Source organism: Micromonospora sp. CNZ285 (assembly GCF_004637285.1).
Window position 1 is genome coordinate 1272479 of sequence record NZ_SPQD01000001.1, and the last position, 23092, is coordinate 1295570.

General features: G+C 74.5%; 14 protein-coding genes. 10 read left to right on the forward strand and 4 right to left on the reverse strand.

Features of this window, described 5'->3' with window-relative positions:
* Nucleotides 1–11: 11 nt before the first annotated feature.
* From CLT75_RS05720 to CLT75_RS05745, 6 genes are all read left to right on the forward strand, one after another.
* Nucleotides 12–5462, forward strand: coding sequence for a type I polyketide synthase (locus tag CLT75_RS05720; protein ID WP_135239825.1), 5451 nt, complete (start codon nucleotides 12–14; stop codon nucleotides 5460–5462).
* Nucleotides 5463–5496: 34 nt separating this feature from the next.
* Nucleotides 5497–6450 (forward strand): TauD/TfdA family dioxygenase, encoded by a 954-nt coding sequence (locus CLT75_RS05725; RefSeq protein WP_135239826.1) that lies wholly within the window; start codon nucleotides 5497–5499, stop codon nucleotides 6448–6450.
* Nucleotide 6451: 1 nt separating this feature from the next.
* On the forward strand, nucleotides 6452–6640 hold the full coding sequence (locus tag CLT75_RS05730; protein WP_135239827.1) for an MbtH family protein: 189 nt from the start codon (nucleotides 6452–6454) through the stop codon (nucleotides 6638–6640).
* Nucleotides 6637–9762, forward strand: coding sequence for a non-ribosomal peptide synthetase (locus CLT75_RS05735; protein WP_135239828.1), 3126 nt, complete (start codon nucleotides 6637–6639; stop codon nucleotides 9760–9762). Before CLT75_RS05730 ends, CLT75_RS05735 begins: the two co-directional genes overlap by 4 nt.
* Nucleotides 9762–15248, forward strand: a complete 5487-nt coding sequence (locus tag CLT75_RS05740; protein WP_135239829.1) for a non-ribosomal peptide synthetase/MFS transporter — start codon at nucleotides 9762–9764, stop codon at nucleotides 15246–15248. Before CLT75_RS05735 ends, CLT75_RS05740 begins: the two co-directional genes overlap by 1 nt.
* A 95-nt stretch (nucleotides 15249–15343) precedes the next feature.
* Nucleotides 15344–16990 (forward strand): DUF885 domain-containing protein, encoded by a 1647-nt coding sequence (locus CLT75_RS05745; RefSeq protein ID WP_135239830.1) that lies wholly within the window; start codon nucleotides 15344–15346, stop codon nucleotides 16988–16990.
* Here the strand turns inward: CLT75_RS05745 and CLT75_RS05750 are convergent.
* From CLT75_RS05750 to CLT75_RS05760, 3 genes are all read right to left on the reverse strand, one after another.
* Nucleotides 16936–18153, reverse strand: a complete 1218-nt coding sequence (locus CLT75_RS05750; RefSeq protein ID WP_135239831.1) for a serpin family protein — start codon at nucleotides 18151–18153, stop codon at nucleotides 16936–16938. The two genes, CLT75_RS05745 and CLT75_RS05750, sit on opposite strands and share 55 nt — an antisense overlap.
* A gap of 44 nt (nucleotides 18154–18197) precedes the next feature.
* Nucleotides 18198–18710 carry an NUDIX domain-containing protein gene (locus CLT75_RS05755; RefSeq protein WP_135239832.1) on the reverse strand — a complete coding sequence of 171 codons (513 nt, stop codon included), beginning with the start codon at nucleotides 18708–18710 and terminating at the stop codon, nucleotides 18198–18200.
* A gap of 111 nt (nucleotides 18711–18821) precedes the next feature.
* Nucleotides 18822–19418, reverse strand: coding sequence for a DUF4291 domain-containing protein (locus CLT75_RS05760; RefSeq protein WP_135239833.1), 597 nt, complete (start codon nucleotides 19416–19418; stop codon nucleotides 18822–18824).
* Nucleotides 19419–19497: 79 nt separating this feature from the next.
* Between CLT75_RS05760 and CLT75_RS05765 the strand changes: the two genes are divergently transcribed.
* The gene (locus tag CLT75_RS05765; protein ID WP_135239834.1) at nucleotides 19498–19992 is read left to right on the forward strand and encodes a type II toxin-antitoxin system PemK/MazF family toxin; all 495 of its coding nucleotides are present in this window, start codon (nucleotides 19498–19500) and stop codon (nucleotides 19990–19992) included.
* A 13-nt stretch (nucleotides 19993–20005) separates the two neighbouring features.
* On the opposite strand, the gene CLT75_RS05770 is transcribed toward CLT75_RS05765, so the two are convergent.
* Entirely contained in the window at nucleotides 20006–20641 is a 636-nt protein-coding gene (locus CLT75_RS05770; RefSeq protein ID WP_135239835.1) for a GGDEF domain-containing protein, read from the reverse strand.
* A gap of 225 nt (nucleotides 20642–20866) precedes the next feature.
* Here CLT75_RS05770 and CLT75_RS05775 point away from each other — a divergent pair, with 225 nt between their 5' ends.
* From CLT75_RS05775 to CLT75_RS05785, 3 genes are all read left to right on the forward strand, one after another.
* The gene (locus tag CLT75_RS05775) at nucleotides 20867–21124 is read left to right on the forward strand and encodes a DUF397 domain-containing protein (protein ID WP_135239836.1); all 258 of its coding nucleotides are present in this window, start codon (nucleotides 20867–20869) and stop codon (nucleotides 21122–21124) included.
* Between the two features lie 105 nt (nucleotides 21125–21229).
* A complete protein-coding gene (locus CLT75_RS05780) occupies nucleotides 21230–22117 on the forward strand; it encodes a Scr1 family TA system antitoxin-like transcriptional regulator (RefSeq protein ID WP_135239837.1) in 888 nt (295 codons plus the stop codon).
* A 76-nt stretch (nucleotides 22118–22193) separates the two neighbouring features.
* Complete coding sequence (locus tag CLT75_RS05785; RefSeq protein ID WP_135239838.1) at nucleotides 22194–23030, forward strand: SAM-dependent methyltransferase; 837 nt, start codon at nucleotides 22194–22196, stop codon at nucleotides 23028–23030.
* The last annotated feature ends 62 nt before the right edge of the window (nucleotides 23031–23092 follow it).

Consider the following 23092-nt stretch of genomic DNA (forward strand, 5'->3'; position numbering starts at 1 on the left):
AAGGAACCCCCATGCAGAACGACATTCCCGCCGACGACGGCGTCGAGCCCATCGCCATCGTCGGGCTCGCCGCCCGCCTGCCCGGCGCGGCCGACGTCGACGAGTTCTGGCGCAACCTGGTCGACGGCGTGGAGTCGACGACCGAACTGACCCGCGAGGAGCAGCTCGCCCGCGGCGCCCAGCCGCAGGAGGTCGACGACCCGGGCTGGGTCAACCGTGCCCCGCTGGTGGACGGCTACGACGAGTTCGACGCCGGCCTGTTCGGGATGACCGCCCGCGAGGCCGAGATCACCGACCCGCAGCACCGGCTGTTCCTGGAGACCTGCTACACCGCCCTGCAGAACGCCGGCTACGACCCGGGCCGCTACGACGGCGCGGTGGGCGTGTACGCCGGCACCGGCGGCAACACGTACCTGCACCGCAACGTGTACCGCAACAAGCGGGTCGGCGGGAACCCGCACGGCGCGGTCTCGCTCGCCACCGGCAACTCGCCGAACTACGTGGCCACGAACGTGTCGTACCGGCTGGACCTGCGCGGGCCCAGCATGACCGTGCACACCGCCTGCTCCACCTCGCTTGTCGCGTTCCACCTGGCCTGCGAGGCGCTGCGCAACGGCGAGTGCGACATGGCGCTGGCCGGTGGCGTCAACATCGAGCTGCCGCACGTCGGCTACCTCGGCATGGACGGCTTCACCTCGCCGGACGGGCGGTGCCGGCCGTTCGACGCCGGAGCGAACGGCACGGTGTGGGGCAGCGGCGTCGGCGTGACGCTGCTCAAGCGGCTGTCCGACGCGATCGCCGACGGCGACACCATCCGCGCGGTCGTGCTCGGCAACGCGATCAACAACGACGGTGCCGGGAAGGTCGGCTTCACCGCCCCCAGCATCGACGGGCAGATGGAGGCCGTCGCCCAGGCCGTCGAGCTGGCCGGCGTCGACCCGCGCAGCATCAGCTACGTCGAGGCGCACGGCACCGGCACCGCGCTCGGCGACCCGATCGAGGTCGCCGCGCTGTCCGCGGTCTACACCAAGGACACCGACGAGCGCGGCTGGTGCGGCATCGGCTCGGTGAAGTCCAACATCGGTCACCTCAGCCAGCCCTCCGGCATCGTCAGCGTGATCAAGACGGTACTGGCGATGGAGCACGGGCTGATCCCGCCGACCATCAACTACGAGACGCCGAACCCGGCCATCGACTTCGCCGACACCCCGTTCTACGTGGCGAACACGCTGACCAAGTGGGACACCGACGGCGGACCGCGCCGCGCCGGCGTCAGCTCCTTCGGCATCGGCGGCACCAACGCGCACGTGGTGCTGGAGGAGGCCCCGGCCGCCGGCCGGCACGAGCCGCCGGCCCGCCCGGCGCACCTGCTCCAGGTGTCGGCGAAGACCCCGACCGCGCTGGACACCGCCGTGCGGCGGCTCGCCGACCACCTGGAGAGCGGCAGCGACGTGACGCTGGCCGACGTGGCGCACACGCTGCGCGTCGGCCGCCAGGTGTACGCCCACCGCGCCGCCGTCGTCGCCGGTGACCCGGCGTCCGCAGCCGCCGCGCTGCGCGAGCGGCGCAAGGGCCACCGGGGTGTCGCCGAGGGCCCCGCACCCCGGGTGGCGTTCCTGTTCAGCGGCCAGGGCTCGCAGTACGCCGGGATGGGCGCCGAGCTGTACGCGCAGGACAACGCGTACGCCGCCGCCGTCGACGAGTGCGCCGAGCTGCTCCGCCCCGAGCTGGGCCTGGACATCCGCGACCTGATCCTGGGCCGCGACCCGGAGGCGGCGGACAAGCTCACCGAGACCCGCTACACCCAGCCCGCCCTGTTCACCGTCGAGTACGCGCTCGCCGCCGCCTGGCGGGCCGCCGGGGTCACCCCCGCCGCGATGATCGGCCACTCCATCGGTGAGTACGTGGCCGCGACGGTGGCCGGGGTGCTCGACCTCGCCGACGCGCTGCGCGTGGTGGCCGCCCGGGGCCGGCTCATGCACTCCCTGCCCGCCGGTTCGATGCTGGCGGTCACGCTCGACGAGTCGGAGGTGACCGGCAAGCTGCCCGAGGGCCTGTCGGTGGCGACGGTCAACGGCCCCGGCACCTGCGTGGTCGCCGGTGAGACGGCGCTCGTGGAGGAGTTCGCGGCGAGCCTCGGCGGCAAGAACAAGTCGAAGGTGTTGCGCACCTCGCACGCGTTCCACTCGCCGATGATGGACCCGATCCTGGACGAGTTCACCGCGCTGATGGCCACCGTGCCGCTGCGCGCCCCGGCGGTGCCGTTCGTCTCCAACGTGACGGGCACCTGGATCACCGAGGCGCAGGCCACCGACCCGGCGTACTGGGCCGCGCACCTGCGCCGCCCGGTCCGCTTCGGCGCGTGCGTGGCGACGCTGCTCGCCGAGGGCACCTGGGCGCTCGTCGAGTGCGGCCCCGGCCGGCAACTGGCCAACCTGGCCCGGATGCAGGTCGCCAAGGCCGGTGAGGCGCAGCGCGCGCTGACCCCGCTGGGCAGCCTTCCCGGCCCCGGCGAGCAGACCGGTGACCTGGCCGCGCTGCTCGGCACGGCCGGCGCGCTGTGGTGCGCCGGGGTGCCGGTGAGCGTCCCGGCCGACCCGCACGCGCGGCGGGTGCCGCTGCCCACGTACCCGTTCGAGCGGCGCCGCTACTGGATCGACCCGGACCCGGAGCAGGAGCTGGCCGCGGCGCCCGTCGAGACCGGCCCGCGCCCGCTGCCGGAGTGGTTCGCGGTGCCGGTGTGGCGGCAGGCCGCGCCGGCCCGCACGGCCGAGCCGCTGGGCCGCTGCCTGGTGCTGGCCGACGGTCCGCGCGGCGACGCGCTCGTGGCCGCGTTGCGCGCCGCCGGCGACGACCCGGTCGAGGTACGCGCCGGCGAGGCGTTCACCGCCACCGCCAACGGCTTCCGGCTGCGCCCCGGCGTACGCGCCGACGCGGAGGCACTGGTCGCCGCGCTCGGCGCCGACCTGCCCCGGCGGATCGTGCACGCGTTCGCGCTCGACGGCGACCCGGCCGGCACCGACGCGGCGGCCGCCTGGGCGGCGCAGGAGCGCGGCTTCTTCGGCGCGCTGCACCTGGTGCAGGCCCTGGCCGGCGCCGGTGTCACGGCCGACGAGGCGGGCGTCCGCCTGGACCTGGTCACCGCCGGCATCGGCGACGTCCGCGGCGACGACCTGACCCGTCCCGAGCACGCCACGCTGGCCGGCCTGGCCCGGGTGCTCCCGGCCGAGCTGCCCGGCCTGACCGTGCGGCTGCTCGACACCGACCCGGCCGCGCGCGGCGTGGCCGCCCTGGTGGCCGAGCTGCGCAGCCCCGTCGACGCCGAGCACCCGGAGGTGGCGCTGCGCGGCGACCGCCGCTGGCTGGCCGGCTACGAGCAGGTCACAGTGGCCGCCGAGGACGAGCCGGGCGTGCTGCGCGAGGAGGGCCGCTACCTGATCACCGGCGGTCTCGGCGGCATCGGCGTCACCCTCGCCGAGGACTTCGCCCGCCGGGCCCGCGCCAAGCTGGTGCTGCTGGCCCGTTCCGGGCTGCCCGAGCGGGACGAGTGGGACGCGCACCTGGCGGTGCACGGCGGCGCCGACCGGGCCGGGCGGGCCATCGCGGCGATCCGCCGGATGGAGGCCGCGGGCGCCGAGGTGCTGGTGCTCGCCGCCGACGTCACCGACGCGGACGACCTGCGCCGGGTCCGCGACGAGGCGGAGCGCCGGTTCGGCGGCCTGGACGGCATCGTGCACGCCGCCGGTCTGCCCGGCGGCGGCATGGCCGAGGTGAAGGACCGCGACGAGGCGCGGCGCGTGCTGGCCCCGAAGCTGGCCGGCACCCTGGCGCTGGCCCGGGTCTTCGGCGACCTGCCGCTGGACTTCGTCGTGCTCTGCTCCTCGATCACCGCGGTGATCGGCGGGTTCGGCCAGGTCGACTACTGCGCCGCGAACAACTTCCTGGACGCCTTCGCGCGCTCCGGCACCGGGTTCCGCGCGCCTGTGGTGTCGCAGAACTGGGGCGGCTGGGCCGAGGTCGGCATGGCGGTGGAGACCGCCGCGCCTGCCGCGTTCCGGGCCGCCGGGCGGGACACCGTGACCACGGCGGTCGCCCACCCGGTGCTCACCACGATGGTGGCCGGCCCGGACGGGACGGTGCTGCACGGCCTGGTCTCGGCGGACACCCACTGGCTGCTCGACGAGCACCGGATCGGCGGGGTGCCGGTGGTGCCGGGCACCGCCCACCTGGAGTCGGTGCGCGCCGCGGTGGTCGCCGCGCTGCCCGCGCCGGGGCCCGACGCCGCCGTGGAACTGCGGGACGTGGTGTTCCTGGAGCCGTTCTCGGTGCCGGACGGCACCGTGGCCCAGTACCGGGTCGAGCTGACCCCGGCCGAGGACGGCACCGACTTCACCGTCGCCAGCCTCGCCGCCGGCCAGGCGCGCACCCACGTCCGCGGCACCGCCGGGTGGACCACCGACGCGGCCCCGCCGGCCGCCGTGCCCGCGGTGGCCGGGCGGCGGGTCGACGACGACGCCTCGTTCGGTCGGGGACGCACCAGCATGCTCACGTTCGGGCCGCGCTGGGCGGCGCTGGCCGAGCACCACCTCGCCGACGGCGAGGAGCTGGCCCGGGTGCAGGCACCCGCCGCCGCGGTCGGTGACCTGCCCTCCTGGGGCATGCACCCGGCGCTGCTGGACGTGGCGACCGCGTTCGGCCGCGGGCAGGGCTCCGGCACCTACCTGCCGCTGTCGTACGGCCGGATCGTGGTGCGCGGCGCGCTGCCGGCGACGTTCCACAGTCACCTGCGGCACCGGCCCGCCGCCACCGACGAGGTGGTCGCCGCCGACCTGTCGCTGCGCGACCCCGACGGGCGGGAACTGGTCTCGATCAGCGACTTCGTGCTGCGCCGGGTCGACCAGGACGCGGTCACCGGCAACCTGGCCGAGTCCCCGGCGGCGGACGCGGACGCCGCGGCGCCGGTCACCGAGGACATCCGCCCGGTCGACGGCGCGGAGGCGTTCCGCCGCAGCCTCGCCGCCGGTCTCGGCGCCCAGGTGGTGATCACCACCCGCACCGTCGCCGACATCCGGCGCCGCGCGGCCCGGGTCACCACCGACAGCCTCGCCGAGGAGACCGACGCGCCGGCCGGCCCGGCCGGGGTCACCGGCGGCGGCTCGGCGGCGCCCGGCACCGAGCTGGAGAAGACGATCGCCCAGGTGTGGCGCGACGGCCTCGGCGTCACCGACGTCGGCGTGGACGACGACTTCTTCGCCCTCGGCGGCAACTCGCTGGTGGCCGTGCAGCTCATCGCCGCCATGCGCAAGGCGACAGGCGTACGGCTGCCGATGCGCAGCCTCTTCGAGACGCCCACGGTGGCCGGCCTGGCCGCCCGGATCGAGGAGCTGCGCGCCGAGGCGCCCGCCGACGCACCGGCCGCCCCGGCGGCGATCCCGGCCATCCCGCGGCTGCCCCGCGGCTGACACCCCCGACGCAGAACTTAGGAGACACCGCACCATGAGCGAGACAACCACGACGCTGCCGGTGGTCGTCGAGAGCGACGGCCGGGCGCTGACCGACCTGATCGCGGCCCGGCGCGCCGAGCTGCGGGACACCCTCGTCACCAGCGGCGGGCTGCTGTTCCGCGGCTTCGACGTGGGCGGCGTGGACGGCTTCGACCAGGCCGTCCGCGCACTCGCCGGCGAGCCGCTGACCTACACCGAGCGCTCCTCGCCCCGGCACTCCATCAAGGGCCGGGTCTACACCTCGACCGACTACCCGCCGGACGAGGAGATCTTCCTGCACAACGAGAACTCGTACCAGGCGCGCTGGCCGCTGACGCTGTTCTTCTACTGCGTCACGCCGCCGGACAGCCTGGGCGCCACGCCGCTGGCCGACGTGCGCCGGGTGTACGAGCTGATCGACCCGGCGGTCCGCGAGGAGTTCATCCGCCGCCGCTGGATGCTGGTACGCAACTTCCACGGCGACTTCGGCACCCGCTGGCAGGAGGTGTTCAACACCGAGAGCCGCGCCGAGGTCGAGGCGTACGCGGCGGACAACGGCATCACCGTGGAATGGGTCGGCAAGGACGGCCTGCGTACCCGCGCGGTCCGCGACGTGGTGCACCACCGGCCCGGCTCCGACACCCCGCGCTGGTTCAACCACGCCACCTTCTTCCACCTCAGCACCCTGCCGACTGACTACCAGGAGGGGCTGCTGGCCATGTTCGGCGCGGACGGGCTGCCGTCGAACACCTACTACGGCGACGGCGGCGAGATCCCCGCCGACGTCATGGACCACCTGCGCGCCGCCTACCGGGCCGCCACCGTCCGCTTCGACTACCAGCGCGACGACGTGCTGGTGGTGGACAACATGACCGCCGCGCACGGCCGGGAACCGTTCACCGGTCCCCGCAAGATCGCCGTGGCGATGGCCGAGCCGTACACCCCCGAGACCGCAGGAGCGAACTGACATGGCCGAACCCCGATTCCTGGTCGTCCGCAACGACGAGGAGCAGTACTCGATCTGGTCGGCCGACCGGGACCTGCCCGCCGGCTGGCACGACACCGGCTTCGCCGGCACGCGCGAGGAGTGCCTGGCCCACGTCGACGAGGTCTGGACCGACATGCGTCCCCGCTCCGTGCGCGAGGCCCTCTCATGAGCACGAGCCAGGAGTGGACCTTCCCGGCCTCGTACGCCCAGGAGCGGGTGTGGATGGCCAACCAGCTCGACGCCGGGTCGCCGGTGTTCAACGTGTCCTTCCCGTGGCTGTTCCCGGCCGGCGTGGACGCGGACACGGCCGGCGACGTGGTCAACCGGGTGATCGCCCGGCACGAGGCGCTGCGTACCCACCTGCGGGCCGACGACGGCGCGCTGGTGCAGGTCGTGCGCGCCCACGAGCCGGCGCCGCTGCCCGTCACCGACATCACCCACCTGCCGGCCGGTGAGCAGCGGGCCGAGTTCGAGCGCATCCGCGGCGAGATGGCCCGCACGCCGATCCCGCTGGACGCGGCGCCGCTGTGGCGGGCCCGGCTGATCCGCATGGAGGAGGGGCTGGCGCTGGCGTTCGTGGTGCACCACGCCGTCTTCGACAGCCACTCGGCGGTGCTGTTCCACGCCGAGCTGGTCGCGTTCTGCGAGGCCGCGCGCACCGGCGCCGAGCCCGTCGTGCCCGAGCTGCCCATCCAGTACGCGGACTTCGCGGTCTGGCAGCGCCAGCAGCTCACCGGTGCGGAGCTGGACCGGCAGCTCGCGTTCTGGACCGGTCACCTGGCCGGCGCGCCGCCGGTCACCGGCCTGCCGCTGGACCGGCCCCGCCCGGCCCAGCTCGGCTTCGCCGGTGACGAGGTGCGCTTCACGCTGCCCGACGGGCTGCTGGACCGCGTCGGCGCGCTGGCCACCGGCGCGCAGGCCACCCCGTACATGGTGCTGCTCGCCGGTTTCGCGGCGCTGCTGTCGCGGATCTCCGGCGACGCCGACGTGGTGGTCGGCGTCTCCACCGCGGGCCGGGACAACCCGGAGCTGACGCCGCTGATCGGCATGTTCGTCAACCCGGTGGCGCTGCGCTGCGACGTCTCCGGCGACCCGACGTTCGCGGCGCTGCTGGGCCGGGTCCGCAACGGCCTGATCGACGCGATGGAGCACGGGCAGACGCCGTTCCAGAAGATCGTCGAGGCGGTCGACCCGCAGCGTGACCCGTCGGTGCAGCCGATCTTCCAGACCGCGCTGAACTGGATCCCGGACTCCGGCCTCGACCCGGTGGAGCTGGGCACCACCAAGGACGACCTGGCCTTCGACATCACCACCGGCGACTGCCGCCTGGTCTACCGCACCGAGCTGTTCGACCGGGCCACGGCCGAGACGGTGGTCCGCCGCTACGTACGGCTGCTCGCCGCCGCCGTCGCCGAGCCGGAGCGTACGGTCGGCGCGCTGCCGTTGCTCACCGACACCGAGCGGGACCGGGTGCTCGGCGCCTGGAACGACACCGCCCGCGACGTGCCGGTGACCACTGTGGTCGACGAGGTGCAGCGGCAGGCCGCCGCCACCCCGGACGCGGCGGCGCTGGTCTGCGACGGCGTGACGCTCGGCTACGGCGAGCTGAACACCGCCGCGAACCGGCTGGCCCGGCTGCTGGTGGCGCGCGGCGCCGGTCCGGAGACCCGGGTCGCGCTGGCGCTGCCGCGCTCCTGCGACCTGGTCGTGGCGATGCTGGCGGTGCTCAAGGCCGGCGCCGCGTACGTGCCGGTGGACACCGCGTACCCGGCCGGCCGGATCGCGTACCTGCTGGCCGACGCCGCGCCCGCGCTGGTGGTGACCGCGCCGGACACCGCCGCCCTGGTGCCCGGCGACGCGCTGGTGCTCGACGGCGAGGTCGGCTCCGACCAGTCCGGCGACGACCTCACCGACGCCGACCGGGTCGCGCCGCTGCGCCCGGAGCACCCGGCGTACGTGCTCTACACCTCCGGCTCCACCGGCCGCCCGAAGGGCGTGGTGGTCGAGCACCGGGCGGTGACCGCGTACCTGGCCTGGGCCCGCGCCACCTACCCGGGGCTGGCCGGGGTGGCGCTGCTGCACTCGCCGGTGTCGTTCGACCTGACCGTGACCGGCCTGCTCGGCACGCTCACCGCCGGCGGCACGGTACGGCTCGCCGCGATCGACGAGCCCGCGGCCCGCGCCGGCGGCCGGCCCGCGTTCCTCAAGGTCACGCCGAGCCACCTGCCGCTGCTCGACGGCGAGCTGTCGCCGACTGCCGACCTGGTGATCGGCGGCGAGGCGCTGACCGGGGAGCAGCTCGCCGCCTGGCGGGCCGCGCACCCCGACGTGGCCGTCATCAACGAGTACGGCCCGACGGAGGCCACTGTGGGCTGCGTCGCGGCCCGGATCGCCCCCGGCGAGCCGGTCCCGGCCGGTCCGGTGCCGATCGGCACGCCCACCTGGAACACCCGCGCGCTGCTGCTCGACGCCGCCCTGCGGCCGGTGCCGCCGGGCGTGGTGGGGGAGCTGTACGTCACCGGCACCCAGCTCGCCCGCGGCTACCACGACCGGCCCGCCCTGACCGCCGAGCGGTTCCTGCCCTGCCCGTACGGCCCGCCCGGCGCCCGGATGTACGCCACCGGCGACCTGGCCCGCTGGCGCGCCGACGGCACGCTGGACTACCTGGGTCGCCGCGACGACCAGGTCAAGGTGCGCGGCATGCGCATCGAGCTGGGCGAGGTCGAGGCGGCGCTGCTGGCCCACCCGGACGTGCGCGCCGCCGCCGCGGCGGTCCGCACCGACGGCGGCGAGCCGGCGCTCGTCGGCTACCTGGTGGGCCCGGCCCACGAGGACTCGGTCCGCGCCGAACTGGCCCGCGAGCTGCCCGCGCACCTGGTGCCGGCCGCCCTGGTCCGGCTGGACGCGCTGCCGCTGACGCCGAACGGCAAGCTGGACCGTGCCGCGCTGCCCGCCCCGGCGGCGGCCGAGCAGGCCCAGGACAGCTACGTCGCGCCCCGCACCGAGGCCGAAGGGCTGGTCGCCGAGGTGTACGCCGAGATCCTCCAGGTGGAGAAGGTCGGCGCCCTGGACGACTTCTTCGCCCTCGGCGGCAACTCGCTGCGCGGCATGCGGGCGATGGCCCGCATCCGCGCCGAGGTGGACGTCGACCTGCCCATGCGGGCGCTGTTCAGCAGCCCCGTGGTGGCGGACCTGGCCGCCCAGATCGAACAGCGGATCGCCGCCGAACTCGACGGGCTCTCCGACACCGAGGTCGCCGCGCTGCTCGCGGCGGAAGAGGGAACCAACTGATGACCGACCTGAAGGATCCGGCCCGCGAGGCGGCCCGGCAGGCGCTGATCGCCCGACGGCTACGCGCCCGCCAGACCGCCCCCGCGGCCCGGATCACCCCCCGCCCGTCCGGCGCGGAGGTGCCGCTGTCCTACGCCCAGGAGCGGGTCTGGTTCATGGACCAGCTCGCCCCGGGCGAGGCGGCGTACCACATCGCGGTGCCGCTGCGGGTGCGCGGACCACTGGACGTGGACGCGCTGCGTGCCGCCCTGACCGGGCTGGCCGAGCGGCACGAGTCGCAGCGCACCCGCTTCCCGGCCGACGCCGACGGCCGTCCCACAGTGGTCGTCGCGGACACCGCCGACGTGCCGCTGACAGTGGTGGACGCGCCCGACGAGGCCGCCGCGCAGGCGCTCGTCGACGCGGCGGCGGCCGAGCCGTTCGACCTGGCGAACGGTCCGCTGCTGCGGGCCCTGCTGATCCGGCTGACCGCCGAGGACCACGTGCTGTTCCTCGCCCAGCACCACATCGTCGGCGACGGCTGGTCGGTGGACGTGCTGCTGCGCGACCTGATCACGCTCTACCGGGGCGGCGAGCCGCCCGCGCTGCCGATCCAGTACGGCGACTTCGCCGTCTGGGAGGCCCAGGAGCTGGACGGTCCGCAGGCGCGGGCGCACGTCGACTACTGGAAGCAGCGGCTGGCCGGCATCACGCCGCTGGAGCTGCCGCTGGACCGGCCGCGTCCGGCCACCCAGACCTACCGGGGTGACTTCGTCGAGTTCCAGCTCGACCCGGCCGCCACCGAGGCGCTCAACGCGCTCACCCGGGACAGCGGCGGCACGCTGTTCATGACGCTGCTCGCCGCGTACCAGGTGCTGCTGGCCCGGCACGCCGGCCAGGACGACTTCGCCGTCGGCGCGTCGGTGGCCGGCCGGTCCGCGCCGGAGCTGGAGAACGTCGTCGGCATGTTCATCAACATGCTGCCGCTGCGCGCCGACCTGGCCGGCGACCCGACGTTCGCCGAGCTGCTGGAGCGCACCCGCCGTACCGTGCTCGACGGGTTCGAGCACGCCGAGGTGCCGTTCGCCAAGGTGGTCCACGAGCTGGGCCTGCCGCGCGACGTCAGCCGCTCCCCGGTGTTCCAGGCCATGTTCGTGCTCCAGAACTACGAGATGGGCCGGTTCACCGGCGTGTCCCGCACCGACGAGGTCACGTTCTCCTGGACCCCGATGGAGTTGCAGGCCACCCGGTTCGACTTCGAGCTGCACGCGGTGGAGACCGTCGACGGGCTCTGGGGCAAGCTGGTCTTCAACACCGACCTGTTCGACCGGGCGACTGTCGAGCGGATGGCGCAGCGGTGGACCGCGCTGCTGGACGCGGTCGTCGCCGCGCCGGACACCCCGGTGTCCCGGCTGCCGCTGCTGCCCGCCGCCGAACGGGAGCTGCTGGCCGCCTGGAACGACACCACCGCCGACTTCCCGCGCGCGGAGACGCTGCACGGCCCGATCGAGGAGCGTGCCGCGGCCACCCCGGACGCGGTCGCGGTCACCATCGACGGGCACAGCCGCACGTACGCCGAGCTGAACGCGCAGGCCAACCGCGTCGCGCACCGGCTGCGCGCGGCCGGCGTCGGCCCGGAGACCCTGGTCGGGGTCTGCGCGGAACGGTCGGTGGAACTGGTCGCCGGACTGCTCGGCGTGCTCAAGGCCGGCGGCGCGTACCTGCCGCTGGACCCGGAGTACCCGGCCGACCGGCTCGCGTTCATGGTCGGCGACGCGGACGCGCCGGTGGTGCTGGTCCAGTCGCACCTGCGCGACGTGCTGCCCGACACCGGCGCCACGGTGCTCGAACTCGACGACGCCACCGTGTGGAGCGGGCAGCCCGACACCGATCCGGCGCCGGCCGCCGGACCGGAGAACCTGGCGTACGTCATCTACACCTCCGGCTCCACCGGCCGCCCGAAGGGCGTGCCGAACACGCACCGGGGCATCGTCAACCGGCTCGACTGGATGCAGAAGACGTACCGCCTCGGCGCCGACGACGCGGTGCTCCAGAAGACCCCGGCGAGCTTCGACGTGTCGGTGTGGGAGTTCTTCTGGCCGCTGCGCACCGGCGCCCGCCTGGTGCTGGCCAAGCCCGGCGGCCACAAGGACGCGGGTTACCTGCGTGACCTGCTGGTGTCCGAGCGGATCACCACCGCCCACTTCGTTCCGTCGATGCTGACCGTCTTCCTCGCCGAGGACGGCGTGGAGGCGGCCACCGCGCTGCGCCGGGTGATCTGCTCCGGGGAGGAGCTGCCGCTGGCCTCGGCGGCCGACTTCACCGCCCGGCTGCCCTGGTGCGGCCTGCACAACCTGTACGGCCCGACCGAGGCGGCCATCGACGTGACCGCCTGGGCGTGCGAGCCGGACCGGCTCGCCGAGGTGACGAGCGTGCCGATCGGCGCCCCGATCGCCAACCTGCGGCTGCACGTGCTCGACCCGTCCGGCGCGCAGTGCCCGGTCGGGGTGGCCGGTGAGCTGCACATCGGCGGTGTCGGGCTGGCCCGCGGCTACCACCGCCGGGCGGCGCTGACCGCGGAGAAGTTCGTCCCCGACCCGTTCTCCGGTGAGCCGGGCGCCCGCCTCTACCGCACCGGTGACCTGGCCCGCTGGGTGGTCGGCCCGGACGGCGCCGGGGTGATCGAGTTCCTGGGCCGCATCGACCACCAGGTCAAGCTGCGCGGCCTGCGCATCGAGCTGGGCGAGATCGAGAGCGCGCTGCGCGAGCAGCCGGGCGTCACCGAGGCCACGGTGATCGTCCGGGAGGACAGCCCGGGCGACAAGCGGCTCACCGCGTACCTGGTGGGGGAGGCGGAGCACGCCGCGCTGAAGGCGGCGCTGAAGGACACGCTGCCGGAGTACATGGTGCCGGCCGCGTTCGTCACGCTCGACGCACTGCCGCTGACCCCGAACGGCAAGCTGGACCGCAAGGCGCTACCAGCGCCGGTGGTCACCCGCGAGGCGTCGGTGGCGCTGGTCGAGCCGCGCGACGACACCGAGCGGGCGCTCGCCGCGATCTGGTCCGAGGTGCTGGGCGTGGACACGCTCGGCATCGACGACGACTTCTTCGACCTGGGCGGGCACTCGATGCTGGCCACCCAGGTGGTCGCCAAGATCCGCAAGGCGGAGCTGGGCGGCCGGGCGGTCGGCGTGATGGACCTGTTCCAGAAGCGCACCATCCGCGACCTCGCCGCGTTCATCTCCGGCGACGCCGCGCAGGAGGGGCCGCGCCGGCTGCTCTACGAGCTGACCAAGCCGATCCCGGCGGGCAAGCGGGTGCTGACGTACGTCTGCGTCCCGTACGGCGGCGGCAGCGCCATCGTCTACCAGCCGCTGGCCGACGCGCTGCCGGCCGGGTACGGGCTGTGGTCGCTGGCGATCCCCGGTCACGACGTGGGTCTGAGCGAGGACGCGCTGCCGTTCGACGAGCTGACCAGCCGGGTCGCCGACGAGATCCTGGAGCGGGTCGAGGGACCGATCGCCCTGTACGGCCACTGCGGCGTGGGCAGCGCCATCCTCGCCGACGTGGCCCGCAAGGTCGAGGCGGCCGGCCGGGAGCTGGAGGCCGTCTACATCGGCGCCATGTTCCCGTTCGCCCGCCCGAAGGGCGTGATCGCGGCGCTGCGCGACCGCCTCGAGCGGCTCAGCAGCAACAGGCACTCCGCGAGCTGGCTCAAGTCGATGGGGGTGGACACCGACGAGCTGGACCCGGAGCAGGCCGACCGGATCATCAGCAACATGCGGGCCGACTCCCGCGCCTCGGAGGAGTACTTCACCCGGCTGCTGGACCAGCAGGCGGCAAAGCTCCGGACGCCGATCATCTCGGTGGTCGGCTCCGAGGACCCGGTGACCGACTACTACCGCGAGCGGTACGCCGAGTGGCAGTTCCTCAGCGACACGCTCGGCCTCGTGGTCCTCGACCAGGCCGGGCACTTCTTCCTCAAGTACCGGGCCGAGGAACTGGCCGAGATCGTCACGCAGGTCCACCCGGCGGTGGTCGCCGGTGACGTCAGCGCGCTGACGCCGGAGGCCCGGGGTGAGGACGCCGGCTGGGTGGTGGCCGACACGCTGCGGGTGGGCGAGGACCGCAAGCCCACCAAGACGGTCAAGCCGAGCATGGGCCGGTTCATGGCCATCACGACCGGCCAGCTCATCTCCAGCACCGGTTCCGCACTGACCGCGTTCGCGCTGCCGATCTGGCTGTTCAACCGCACCGGCTCGGTGGCGAACCTCGGCCTGCTCTGGGCGCTCGCGCTGATCTGCGGCGTGCTCATGCTGCCGGTGGCCGGCGCGCTGGTCGACCGGGTCAGCCGGCGGCGGATCATGATGACGGCGAGCTGCTTCGCCGGGTCCGTCCAGCTCGTGCTGGCGGCCCTGTTGTGGACCGACAACCTGGCGCTCTGGCACATCTACATGCTGGTGGCGCTCAGTTCGGTGGCCGGTTCGTTCCAGCGGATCGCGTTCCAGTCGGCGGTGCCGCAGCTGGTGCCCAAGCGCTACCTCGGGCACGCCATGGGCATCACCCAGCTCTCCACCGGTGTGGCCACGCTGCTCATGCCGGCGTTCGCGGCCGGCCTGCTCGCCACCATCGAGCTGAAGGGCATCCTGCTGGTCGACGTGGCCAGCTACGTGTTCGCGGTGCTCACCCTGGCCGTGGTCCGCTTCCCGGACGCGCTGGGCTGGCGGCCCCGGGAACGGCTGCTGGTGGCCATCGCCAACGGCATGCGCTACTCGTGGCGGCACCGAGGGTTCCGGCTGATGCTCGGCTACTTCGCGCTGGGCAACATCTTCCTGGCGCCCGCGCTGGTGCTCATCACGCCGCTGGTGCTGTCGTTCGGCAGCCCGACCCAGGTGGCGCAGGTGGCGCTGGCCGAGGCGGTCGGCGCGGTGCTCGGCGGCGTGCTCATGTCGCTGTGGGGTGGTCCGCGCAAGCGCCGCATGATCGGCGTGCTGATCGGCAACCTGGGCACCGCCATCGGCTGCGTGCTGATCGGCCTGGACGCGTCGGTGGCGATGATCTGCGTCGGCTTCTGCTGGCTGGCCATGTCGATGACCACCGCGCAGTCGATCTACGCGACGATCGTCCAGGTGAAGGTGCCGCAGCGCTTCCACGGCCGGGTGTTCAGCCTCAACCAGACCATCTCCTGGTCGACGCTGCCGATCGGGTTCGCGCTGCTCGCGCCGGGCGCCACCGCGCTGTTCGAGCCGATGCTCGCCCCGGGCGGGGCGCTCGCCGGGTCGGTGGGCGCGGTGATCGGCACCGGACCGGGCCGGGGCATCGGTTTCGCGTACATCTGCTTCGGTGCGGCGCTGATCCTGATCACGCTCGGCGGGTTCGCGATCCGGCTGCTGCGCCGCTTCGACCTGGAGGTGGAGGACTCCCTGCCGGACGACCTGATCGGCGCCCAGGAGCGCGAGAAGCGCCTGGCCGCCAAGGCCGAGAAGAAGGAGCTCGTCTCGGTCTGACCCCGCCTCCCATCCGGTCGATCAAGGAGTTCGTGTCCGGTCCGGGCCGTCCGGCCGGCACGAACTCCTTGATCACCGGGGCTAGCATCGGTGCGATGAGCGAGGACGTCACCGACGCGCTGCTGCGGGAGATGGGGCGCCTCGATCCGTGCGCCGCCGTGGTCGAGGCCGGTGAGCAGGACGTCGACGGCCTCACCGACTACAGCCCGGACGGTCACCAGGCCCGCGCCGACCTCGCCGCCCGCGCCCTGCGCCGGATCGAGGCGCTGCCCGCGACCCCGCTGCACGCCCACCTCGCCGAACGGCTGCGCACCCGGATCGCCTTCCACGACGCCGGGGAGGACCTGCGGGAACTGCACGCCGCGGCCACCGGCCCGCTCCAGCTCATCCGCCAGTGCGTCGAGTCAGCGGTGCCGGGCCGCGACGCCGGACACGCGGCCTCCGAGGACGGCTGGGCCCGCGTCGGCGCGCGCCAGGCCGCGATCCCGGCCGCACTCGACGGGTACGCCCAGAGCCTGCTGCTCGCCGCCGCGCGCGGTCACCTGCCGGCCCGGCGCCAGGTGGAGCTGGTGACGCGGCGCTGCCGCACCTGGCTCGACGACGACCTCGCCCTGGTGCAGCGGTACGGCGACGGCCCGCAGCGCGCCTCGTTGCAGGCGGCGGCCGAGGGCGCGCGGGAGGCGTACCGGAGGTTCGCCGCGACGCTCACCGCGGACCTCGCGCCCCGGGCGCACCACGACGAGGCGTTCGGCCCGGCGCGGTACGCCCTCTGGGTGCGGGCCTTCCTCGGCGCGGAACCGGACCTGCGCGAGCTGTACGCGTGGGGCTGGGACGAGTTCACCGCGATCGAGGCGGAACTGGTCGCCGAGGCGAGAACCCTGGGCGGCACCGTGCCCGAGGTGCGGGAGCGGCTCGACCGCCCCGACGCGCCGGGCGTGCTGCGCAGCCGGGACGAGTTCGCCGCCTGGCTCCAGGAGCTGCTGGAGGCCACCACCGAGCGGATGCACGGCGTCCACTTCGACATCCCGGCGCCGCTGCGGCGCATCGAGTCACGCATCACCACGTCGGGCGGCACCGCCTACATCGCGCCGTCGCGGGACCTGACCCGGCCGGGCCGGGTCTCCTGGCTGCTGCCCGACGGGCAGGAGCACTTCTCCACCTGGTGGGCGTACAGCACCGCGTACCACGAGGGCGTCCCCGGCCACCACCTGCACCTCGGCTCGGAGGCGTGCCGGGGCGGCCCCGGGCAGCGACTGAACCTGCTCGGCGGGCTCTCCGGCGCCCAGGAGGGCTGGGCGCTGTACGTCGAGCGATTCATGGACGAACTCGGACTCTACGAGCAGCCGGGCGCCCGGCTGGGACACCTGTTCATGCAACTGCTGCGGGCGGCCCGGGTCGTGCTCGACATCGGCCTGCACCTGAAGCTGCCGATGCCCTCCGGCGGTACGCCGTGGACGCCGGACGCCGCGCTGGACCTGCTGGGCGAGCGCTGCCACCAGGGCCCGTACGCGCCACTGGAACTGGCCCGCTACCTGGGCCGGCCCGGGCAGGCGCTCACCTACAAGGTGGGGGAGCGGGTGTGGCGGGACGGCCGTGCGGCGTTCCCCGGCGACCGGCGCGGTTTCCACAACCGGGCGCTGGAACTCGGCTCCTTGGGACTGGACCAGCTCACGAGCGCGCTCGCCGCCTATCCGGCCTCGTCGGCGGGCAGCTCCTCCGGATCGGCCACCCAGGCGGAGTAGACGGGCAGCGCGTGCCACGGGCCGCCGGCCGGGTCGGTGGTCACCGCGACCACCGCGTACGGGTTACCGAACCGCAGCTCGGCGACGCGCGCGACGCCCTCCGGCGGCAGGCCGGCCACCATGCCGAACGCGGTCACCGCGGCGGCCTCGAAGCCGTAGCGCCCGAACCGGGCCACCGCGGACTGCGCGGCGTCGAACTCCGGCCCGGCCAGGCCCAGCAGCTCGCCGAGCGCCCGGGCCGCCGCGTCGAAGCCGAACCCGGGCGCGGTCAGGTCGTGCCGGCTGCGCGCCGACCAGCAGGGCAGCACCGCCGTGGCGCGTTCCTCCCGGCCGTCCGCCGCGAACGTGTTCACCGGCTCCTCCCGCAGCGTCCACAGCGGCGTCTCGCCCAGCGGCAGGTCGAACAGCGACCGGCGGCCCGGCGCCGAGTTGTCCGGGATGAGCGCGGCGGCGCTCGCCAGCTCCTGCGCGGCGGCCAGCACGTCGGCCGCGGGCACCTCGGGCGCGGCGGCCACCGACACCACGAGCATCCCCGCGCCGTCGTCGCCGGTGCGGGCCGGCACCGCATGCACGACCACGTCACCGGCCCGGTCGGTGGCCGCCACCCAGCAGCGGTGCCCGAACGGCGGCGTCCGCAGCACCCGGTTCAGCCGGCCGGACCAGGCGCTGCCCGCGCCCAGCTCCGCACCCGGGGCGGTGTCGAACGGGTCGGCCCACGACACCCGGGTCGCGAGCGCGCTGCCCAGCACCAGCAGGGTGTCCGGGGCGACGTCGACCGGGAAGCGGTCGATCAGCCCGCCGGTACGCTCCCGGGCCCAGGCGTCCAGCGCCGCCTGGTCGGGCAGCGGACCGCGTTCGGTGGTCTCCGGCAGGGCGGCCCGCCACGCGGCCAGCTCGGGCGCCGGGGTGCGCTCCCACAGTGCCGTGGCGGCGGCGACCATCGGGTGCGGCGCGGCGAGCAGTGCCCGGGCCTCGGCGGCGGCGTCGTCCGGGTCGGCGTCGAGTGCCTCGGCCAGCGCCGCGCGGGCGTCGCCGGTGGCGGCCGGGCCGGTCAGCGCCAGCAGCAGCCAGGCGCCCAGCGGCGAGGCGACGTGGTGGGTGTCACCGGCGGCGCGGTGCAGCCGCTCGGCGTAACGGGCCAGGGGTGCGCGCAGAGGAGTCACGGCTCCACTCTGCCCGCACGGCGCGCCCGCCGGCACGCCCCGCGTCAGGACCACAGTTCGAACGGCTCGTCGATCTCCGTCCCGGCCAGGAACGCGGGCAGCAGTTCCGGCAGCCGCCCGGGATAGCAGCGCGGCTGCTCGGCGAGCACCTCGGCCAGCGGCCACCAGCGGAACCCGAAGTAGTCCTCCACCTCGTAGTCCAGCCGCAGCGCCTCGTCCACGTCCGGCCCCGGGCCGGGCAGCCGTACCGTCACGATGACCTCGTCCTGGAGGTGGCGGCGCTGGCGGTGCCGGAAGCTGGCCCGCCGCCGCCAGGTGGGAGCGCCCACCTCGTCCGGGCCGATGGCGATGCCTGTCTCCTCGCGCAGTTCCCGGACCGCCGCCTCCCGGTACGTCTCGCCCGGGTCCAGCCCGCCGCCGGGTAGCTCCCACCACACGCCGAGGTCCGGGTGGTCCGGGTCGCGGGTGTGGAACAGCAGCAGGCGGTCGGCGGCGTCGAGCACCACCAGCCGCACCGCGCTGCGCTCGAACAGCGGCAGATCGTCGGGCAATTCCACGCCCCCAGCGTAAGGAAGGCCCCCTCTTAACGCCTCCGGTAGTAGAGGGTCCCCTTATTAACATCGCGGCGCGGCGCGACGATGGCGAGCCCGGCGCGGCACCGCACCCGCTCAGCCCGCGTCGATGACGCGGGCCACCTCGGCCGGCAGCGGGTACGGCCGCTCCACCGGAGGCAGCGCCGCCGCCCCGGCCTCGTCGCCGTCGGTGAGACGACCGTGCACCGACCGGGCCAGCCCGGTGACGTCGGTGAGCCCGACCATCCACTCGTCGACGTACCGGCGTACCGCGTCGCCGGTCAGCCCGACCTGCACCGAGCGGTACGGCAGGGGCGCCAGCCGCAGCGAGCGTTCCGGGTCCCACTGCACCCGCACCGGGCTGACCCGCAGGCAGTGCCGCCAGGCGTCCCGGTCCGGGTGCAGGCGCGGGTCGTAGCTGCTGAGGCAGGCGTGCCGCAGGGCCCACTCGAAACCGGCCCGGCTGATGTCGACAGCCAGCACCCGTTCCTGGCCCGGCTTGAGCGCCCAGCCGCAGCGGTACATCATCCAGCGGAACGAGGGCTTGATCCAGGTCATCCGCTCCCGCTTGAACGGCGGCACGAACCGGCCCGCGCGCAGCGCCGCGTCGGCGATCTCCGGCGGGTACGCCTGGTAGACGGTGACCGACGTGTCGGTGTACGCGGCGCGGATCTGGTGGCGGGGCACTGTCACCGGGGCATGATGGCACCGCGTACCCGCCCCGGCGACCCGATTCCGGGCCCGGCGCACCCCGACCGATAGGCTGCCCGCCGTGGCAGGTCTGTTGAGGAACGTGGCGTCGAAGCTCGGCCGGATCACCCGGGGCGTACCCGCACCCACCCGCACCGGCGGGCCGATCCCGGCGCAGGTCGCGCGCCGCCGCCAGGTGAGCGCGTTGCAGCGCCGCGAGCTGTCGTACGCCCCGGAGCCGGACGGGCAGGCCGACCCGGGTGAGATCGTCTGGACCTGGGTGCCGTACGAGGACGACCCGCGTCAGGGCAAGGACCGCCCGGTGCTGGTGGTGGGCCGGCACAGCCGCACGCTGTTCGGGCTGATGCTGTCCAGCCAGAGCGACCGGGACGGTCAGCGGCACTGGCTGGCGCTCGGCCCGGGGGAGTGGGACCGGGACGCGCGGCCGAGCTGGGTACGCCTGGACCGGGTGCTCACCATGCGCGAGGACAGCATCCGCCGCGAGGGCGCGGTGCTGGACCGGCCCCGGTTCGACCGGGTCGGGCAGGCGCTGCGCGCCGGCTACGGCTGGCGCTGACCGGACGAGCGGCTCAGAACTCCGCCACGAGCTGGCGGGTCGGGCGGGACGCGCCGAGCGTCTTCGCCTCGTACATGGCCGCGTCGGCGCGGCAGAGCGCGTCGGCGAGCTGCGTGGGGCAGTGCACCGGCGCCAGCCCGACCGAGGCGGTGACCTGGATGCTGCGCGCACCGAGCGGGATCGGCGCGGCGAGCGCCTCGCAGAGCCGCCGGGTGGCGTGCTCGATCCACCGGCGGTCCGGCGTGGGGCTGGCCAGCAGTCCGGCGAACTCGTCGCCGCCGAGCCGGGCGACCAGGTTGGGGCCGGCGAACGCGGCGAGCCGCTGCGCGACGCTGACCAGCACCTGGTCCCCGGCGGCGTGCCCGTAGCGGTCGTTGACCTGCTTGAAGTTGTCCAGGTCGAGCACCACCGCGACGAGCGGCTGGCCGGCGGGGTCGGTGAGCAGGGCGGCGGCCAGCCGGAAGAACGCGCGGCGGTTGGGCAGCCCGGTGAGCGGATCGTGGCTGGCGGCGTGCCGCTCGGCGGCCAGCTCGGCCTGGAGCAGCTCGATCTCGGCTTCGGCGCGCAGCGCGCGGCGGCGTAACTGCCAGGCGGAGACGAGTGCGCCAGCCGCGGAGATGCCGGAGGCGATGGTCATCGGATCCGCCAACGCGTCCTCCTCACCGCAGTCCCGAAGCCGCGCGGAGCGGCGTCCCCGGGGCCGGGCTCAGGTCACCGTACGTGAGCGAACCGGCACACCGTATTTCGAGTATCATCCTCTCCGTCCATTGCAGATGCAATAGCAGATGCACGTGCATCTCACTCCTCAGTCGACAGACGTCGCCACCCACCGCTCCTCCCCGCGGCCTCGGCTGGCTCATCCCGAAGGACGCCCATGCAGCAACCCCCGAACGGCGTGCCCGTGACCGAGTTGCCACCGATGCGCTGGCTGAAGAGCCGCCGCAGCAACCCCAGCGGCAACTGCGTCGAACTGGCCGAGCTGCCCGACGGCGGCGGCATCGCGGTCCGCAACTCGCGGCACCCGGAGGGTCCGGCGCTCATCTACACAGTGGACGAGATCGCGGCCTTCGTGCTCGGCGCGCGGGACGGCGACTTCGACCACCTGATCCCGCCGTCCCGTACACGGGACTGACTCCGTCCGTCCGGAGGAGTTCACCTCACTGTCGGTTCATGGCATGCTTACTCGTCGGTCCGGGAGGGTGCCCGGCCGGGGCGGTCGGGATGCGAGGGCGGTCAGGTGGCGACGGTGCCCGTCGAGGGTGGTCCGACAAGCGGTCCGACAGTGCTGCGCATGCTGCTCGGCGGGCAGCTGCGCCGGCTGCGGGAGAGTGCCGGGGTCAGCCGGGAGACCGCCGGCTGGGAGATCCGCTCGTCGGAGTCGAAGATCAGCCGGATGGAGCTGGGCCGGGTCGGCTTCAAGGAGCGCGACGTGGCCGACCTGCTCACGCTCTACGGCGTCACCGCGCCGGAGGACCGCGACGCGCTGCTCAAGCTGGCCCGCGACGCGAACAGCCCGGGCTGGTGGCACCGCTACGGCGACGTGCTCCCCGCCTGGTTCCAGTCGTACCTGGGCCTGGAGGCGGCCGCCGCGCTGATCCGCACGTACGAGGTGCAGTTCGTACCAGGCCTGTTGCAGACCGCCGCGTACGCCCGGCAGGTGATCCTGCTCGGCCACCGCGGCGCGTCGGCGGCGGAGCTGGACCGGCGGGTGGAGCTGCGGATGCAGCGCAAGGAGCTGTTGCGGCGGCCCGACCCGCCGCAGCTGTGGGCGGTGCTCGACGAGGCGGTGCTGCGCCGCCCGATCGGCGGCGCCGCGGTGATGCGCGAGCAGATGGACGCGCTGATCGAGGCGACCTCGGGCCCGCACGTGCGGTTGCAGATCGTCCCGTTCGCAGCCGGCGGGCACGCCGCGGCCAGCGGCGCGTTCAGCATCCTGCGCTTCGGTGACGCCGACCTGCCCGACATCGTCTACATCGAGCAGCTCACCAGCGCCATCTACCTGGACAAGCGCGACGACCTCGACTTCTACGCCGAGGCGATGGAACGGTTGTGCGTGGAGGCGGCGCCGCCGGAGCGGACCCCGGAGCTGCTGGCCCGCCTGCGCGACGAGCTCTACCCGGCCTGACCGGCGCGGTGGCGGGCAGTAGCATGACCGCCAACCGGAGACAGTGGACGGTGGCACGCGAGTCGTGGAGGCGGCCTTGACCAGCGACGCACCAGGTACGGCACCCGAGTCGGGCCGGATCGACACCACCGTGGCGCATCCCGCCCGCCGGTACAACTACTGGCTCGGCGGGAAGGACAACTTCCAGGCCGACCGTGACTCCGGCGACGCGATGGCCGCGCGGTTCCCGACCATCCGGATCAGCGCGCTGGAGAACCGGCGGTTCCTGCGCCGCGCGGTGCGCCACCTGGCCGGTGAGGCGGGCATCCGGCAGTTCCTGGACATCGGCACCGGCATCCCCACCGCCGACAACACGCACGAGGTGGCGCAGGCGACCGACCCGCGCGCCCGGGTGGTCTACGTCGACAACGACCCGATCGTGCTGGCCCACGCCCGCGCGCTGCTCACCAGCTCCGCCGAGGGCGCCACCGCCTACCTCGACGCGGACCTGCGCGACCCGGAGCGCATCCTCGCCCACCCCGACCTGCGCCGCACGCTGGACTTCTCCCAGCCGGTGGCGTTGATGCTGCTGGCGGTGCTGCACTTCGTGCCCGACGGCGAGGACCCGTACGCGATCGTCGGCCGCCTGCTGGACGCCCTGCCCGCCGGCAGCTACCTGGCCGCCTCGCACGCCACCCACGACTACCTGCCGGCCGAGGTGGCCGCCGAGGCGAAGGCGGCGGCCCGCGGCGGCGGTCCGCATGGTGTGATCAACCTGCGCAGCCGGGAGGAGGTCGTGCGCTTCTTCGACGGCCTGGAGCTGGTCGAGCCGGGCATCTGCTCGGTCGCCGAGTGGCGCGCCGACGGCGAGCCCGAACCGCGCCCGTCGGTGATCGACGTCAGCATGTACGGCGGGGTCGCCCGCAAGCCCTGACTCCGCGCTCCGGGCCGGGCGGTTGACGGGCACCGGGACCGGACGGGCAGACTGGAGGCATC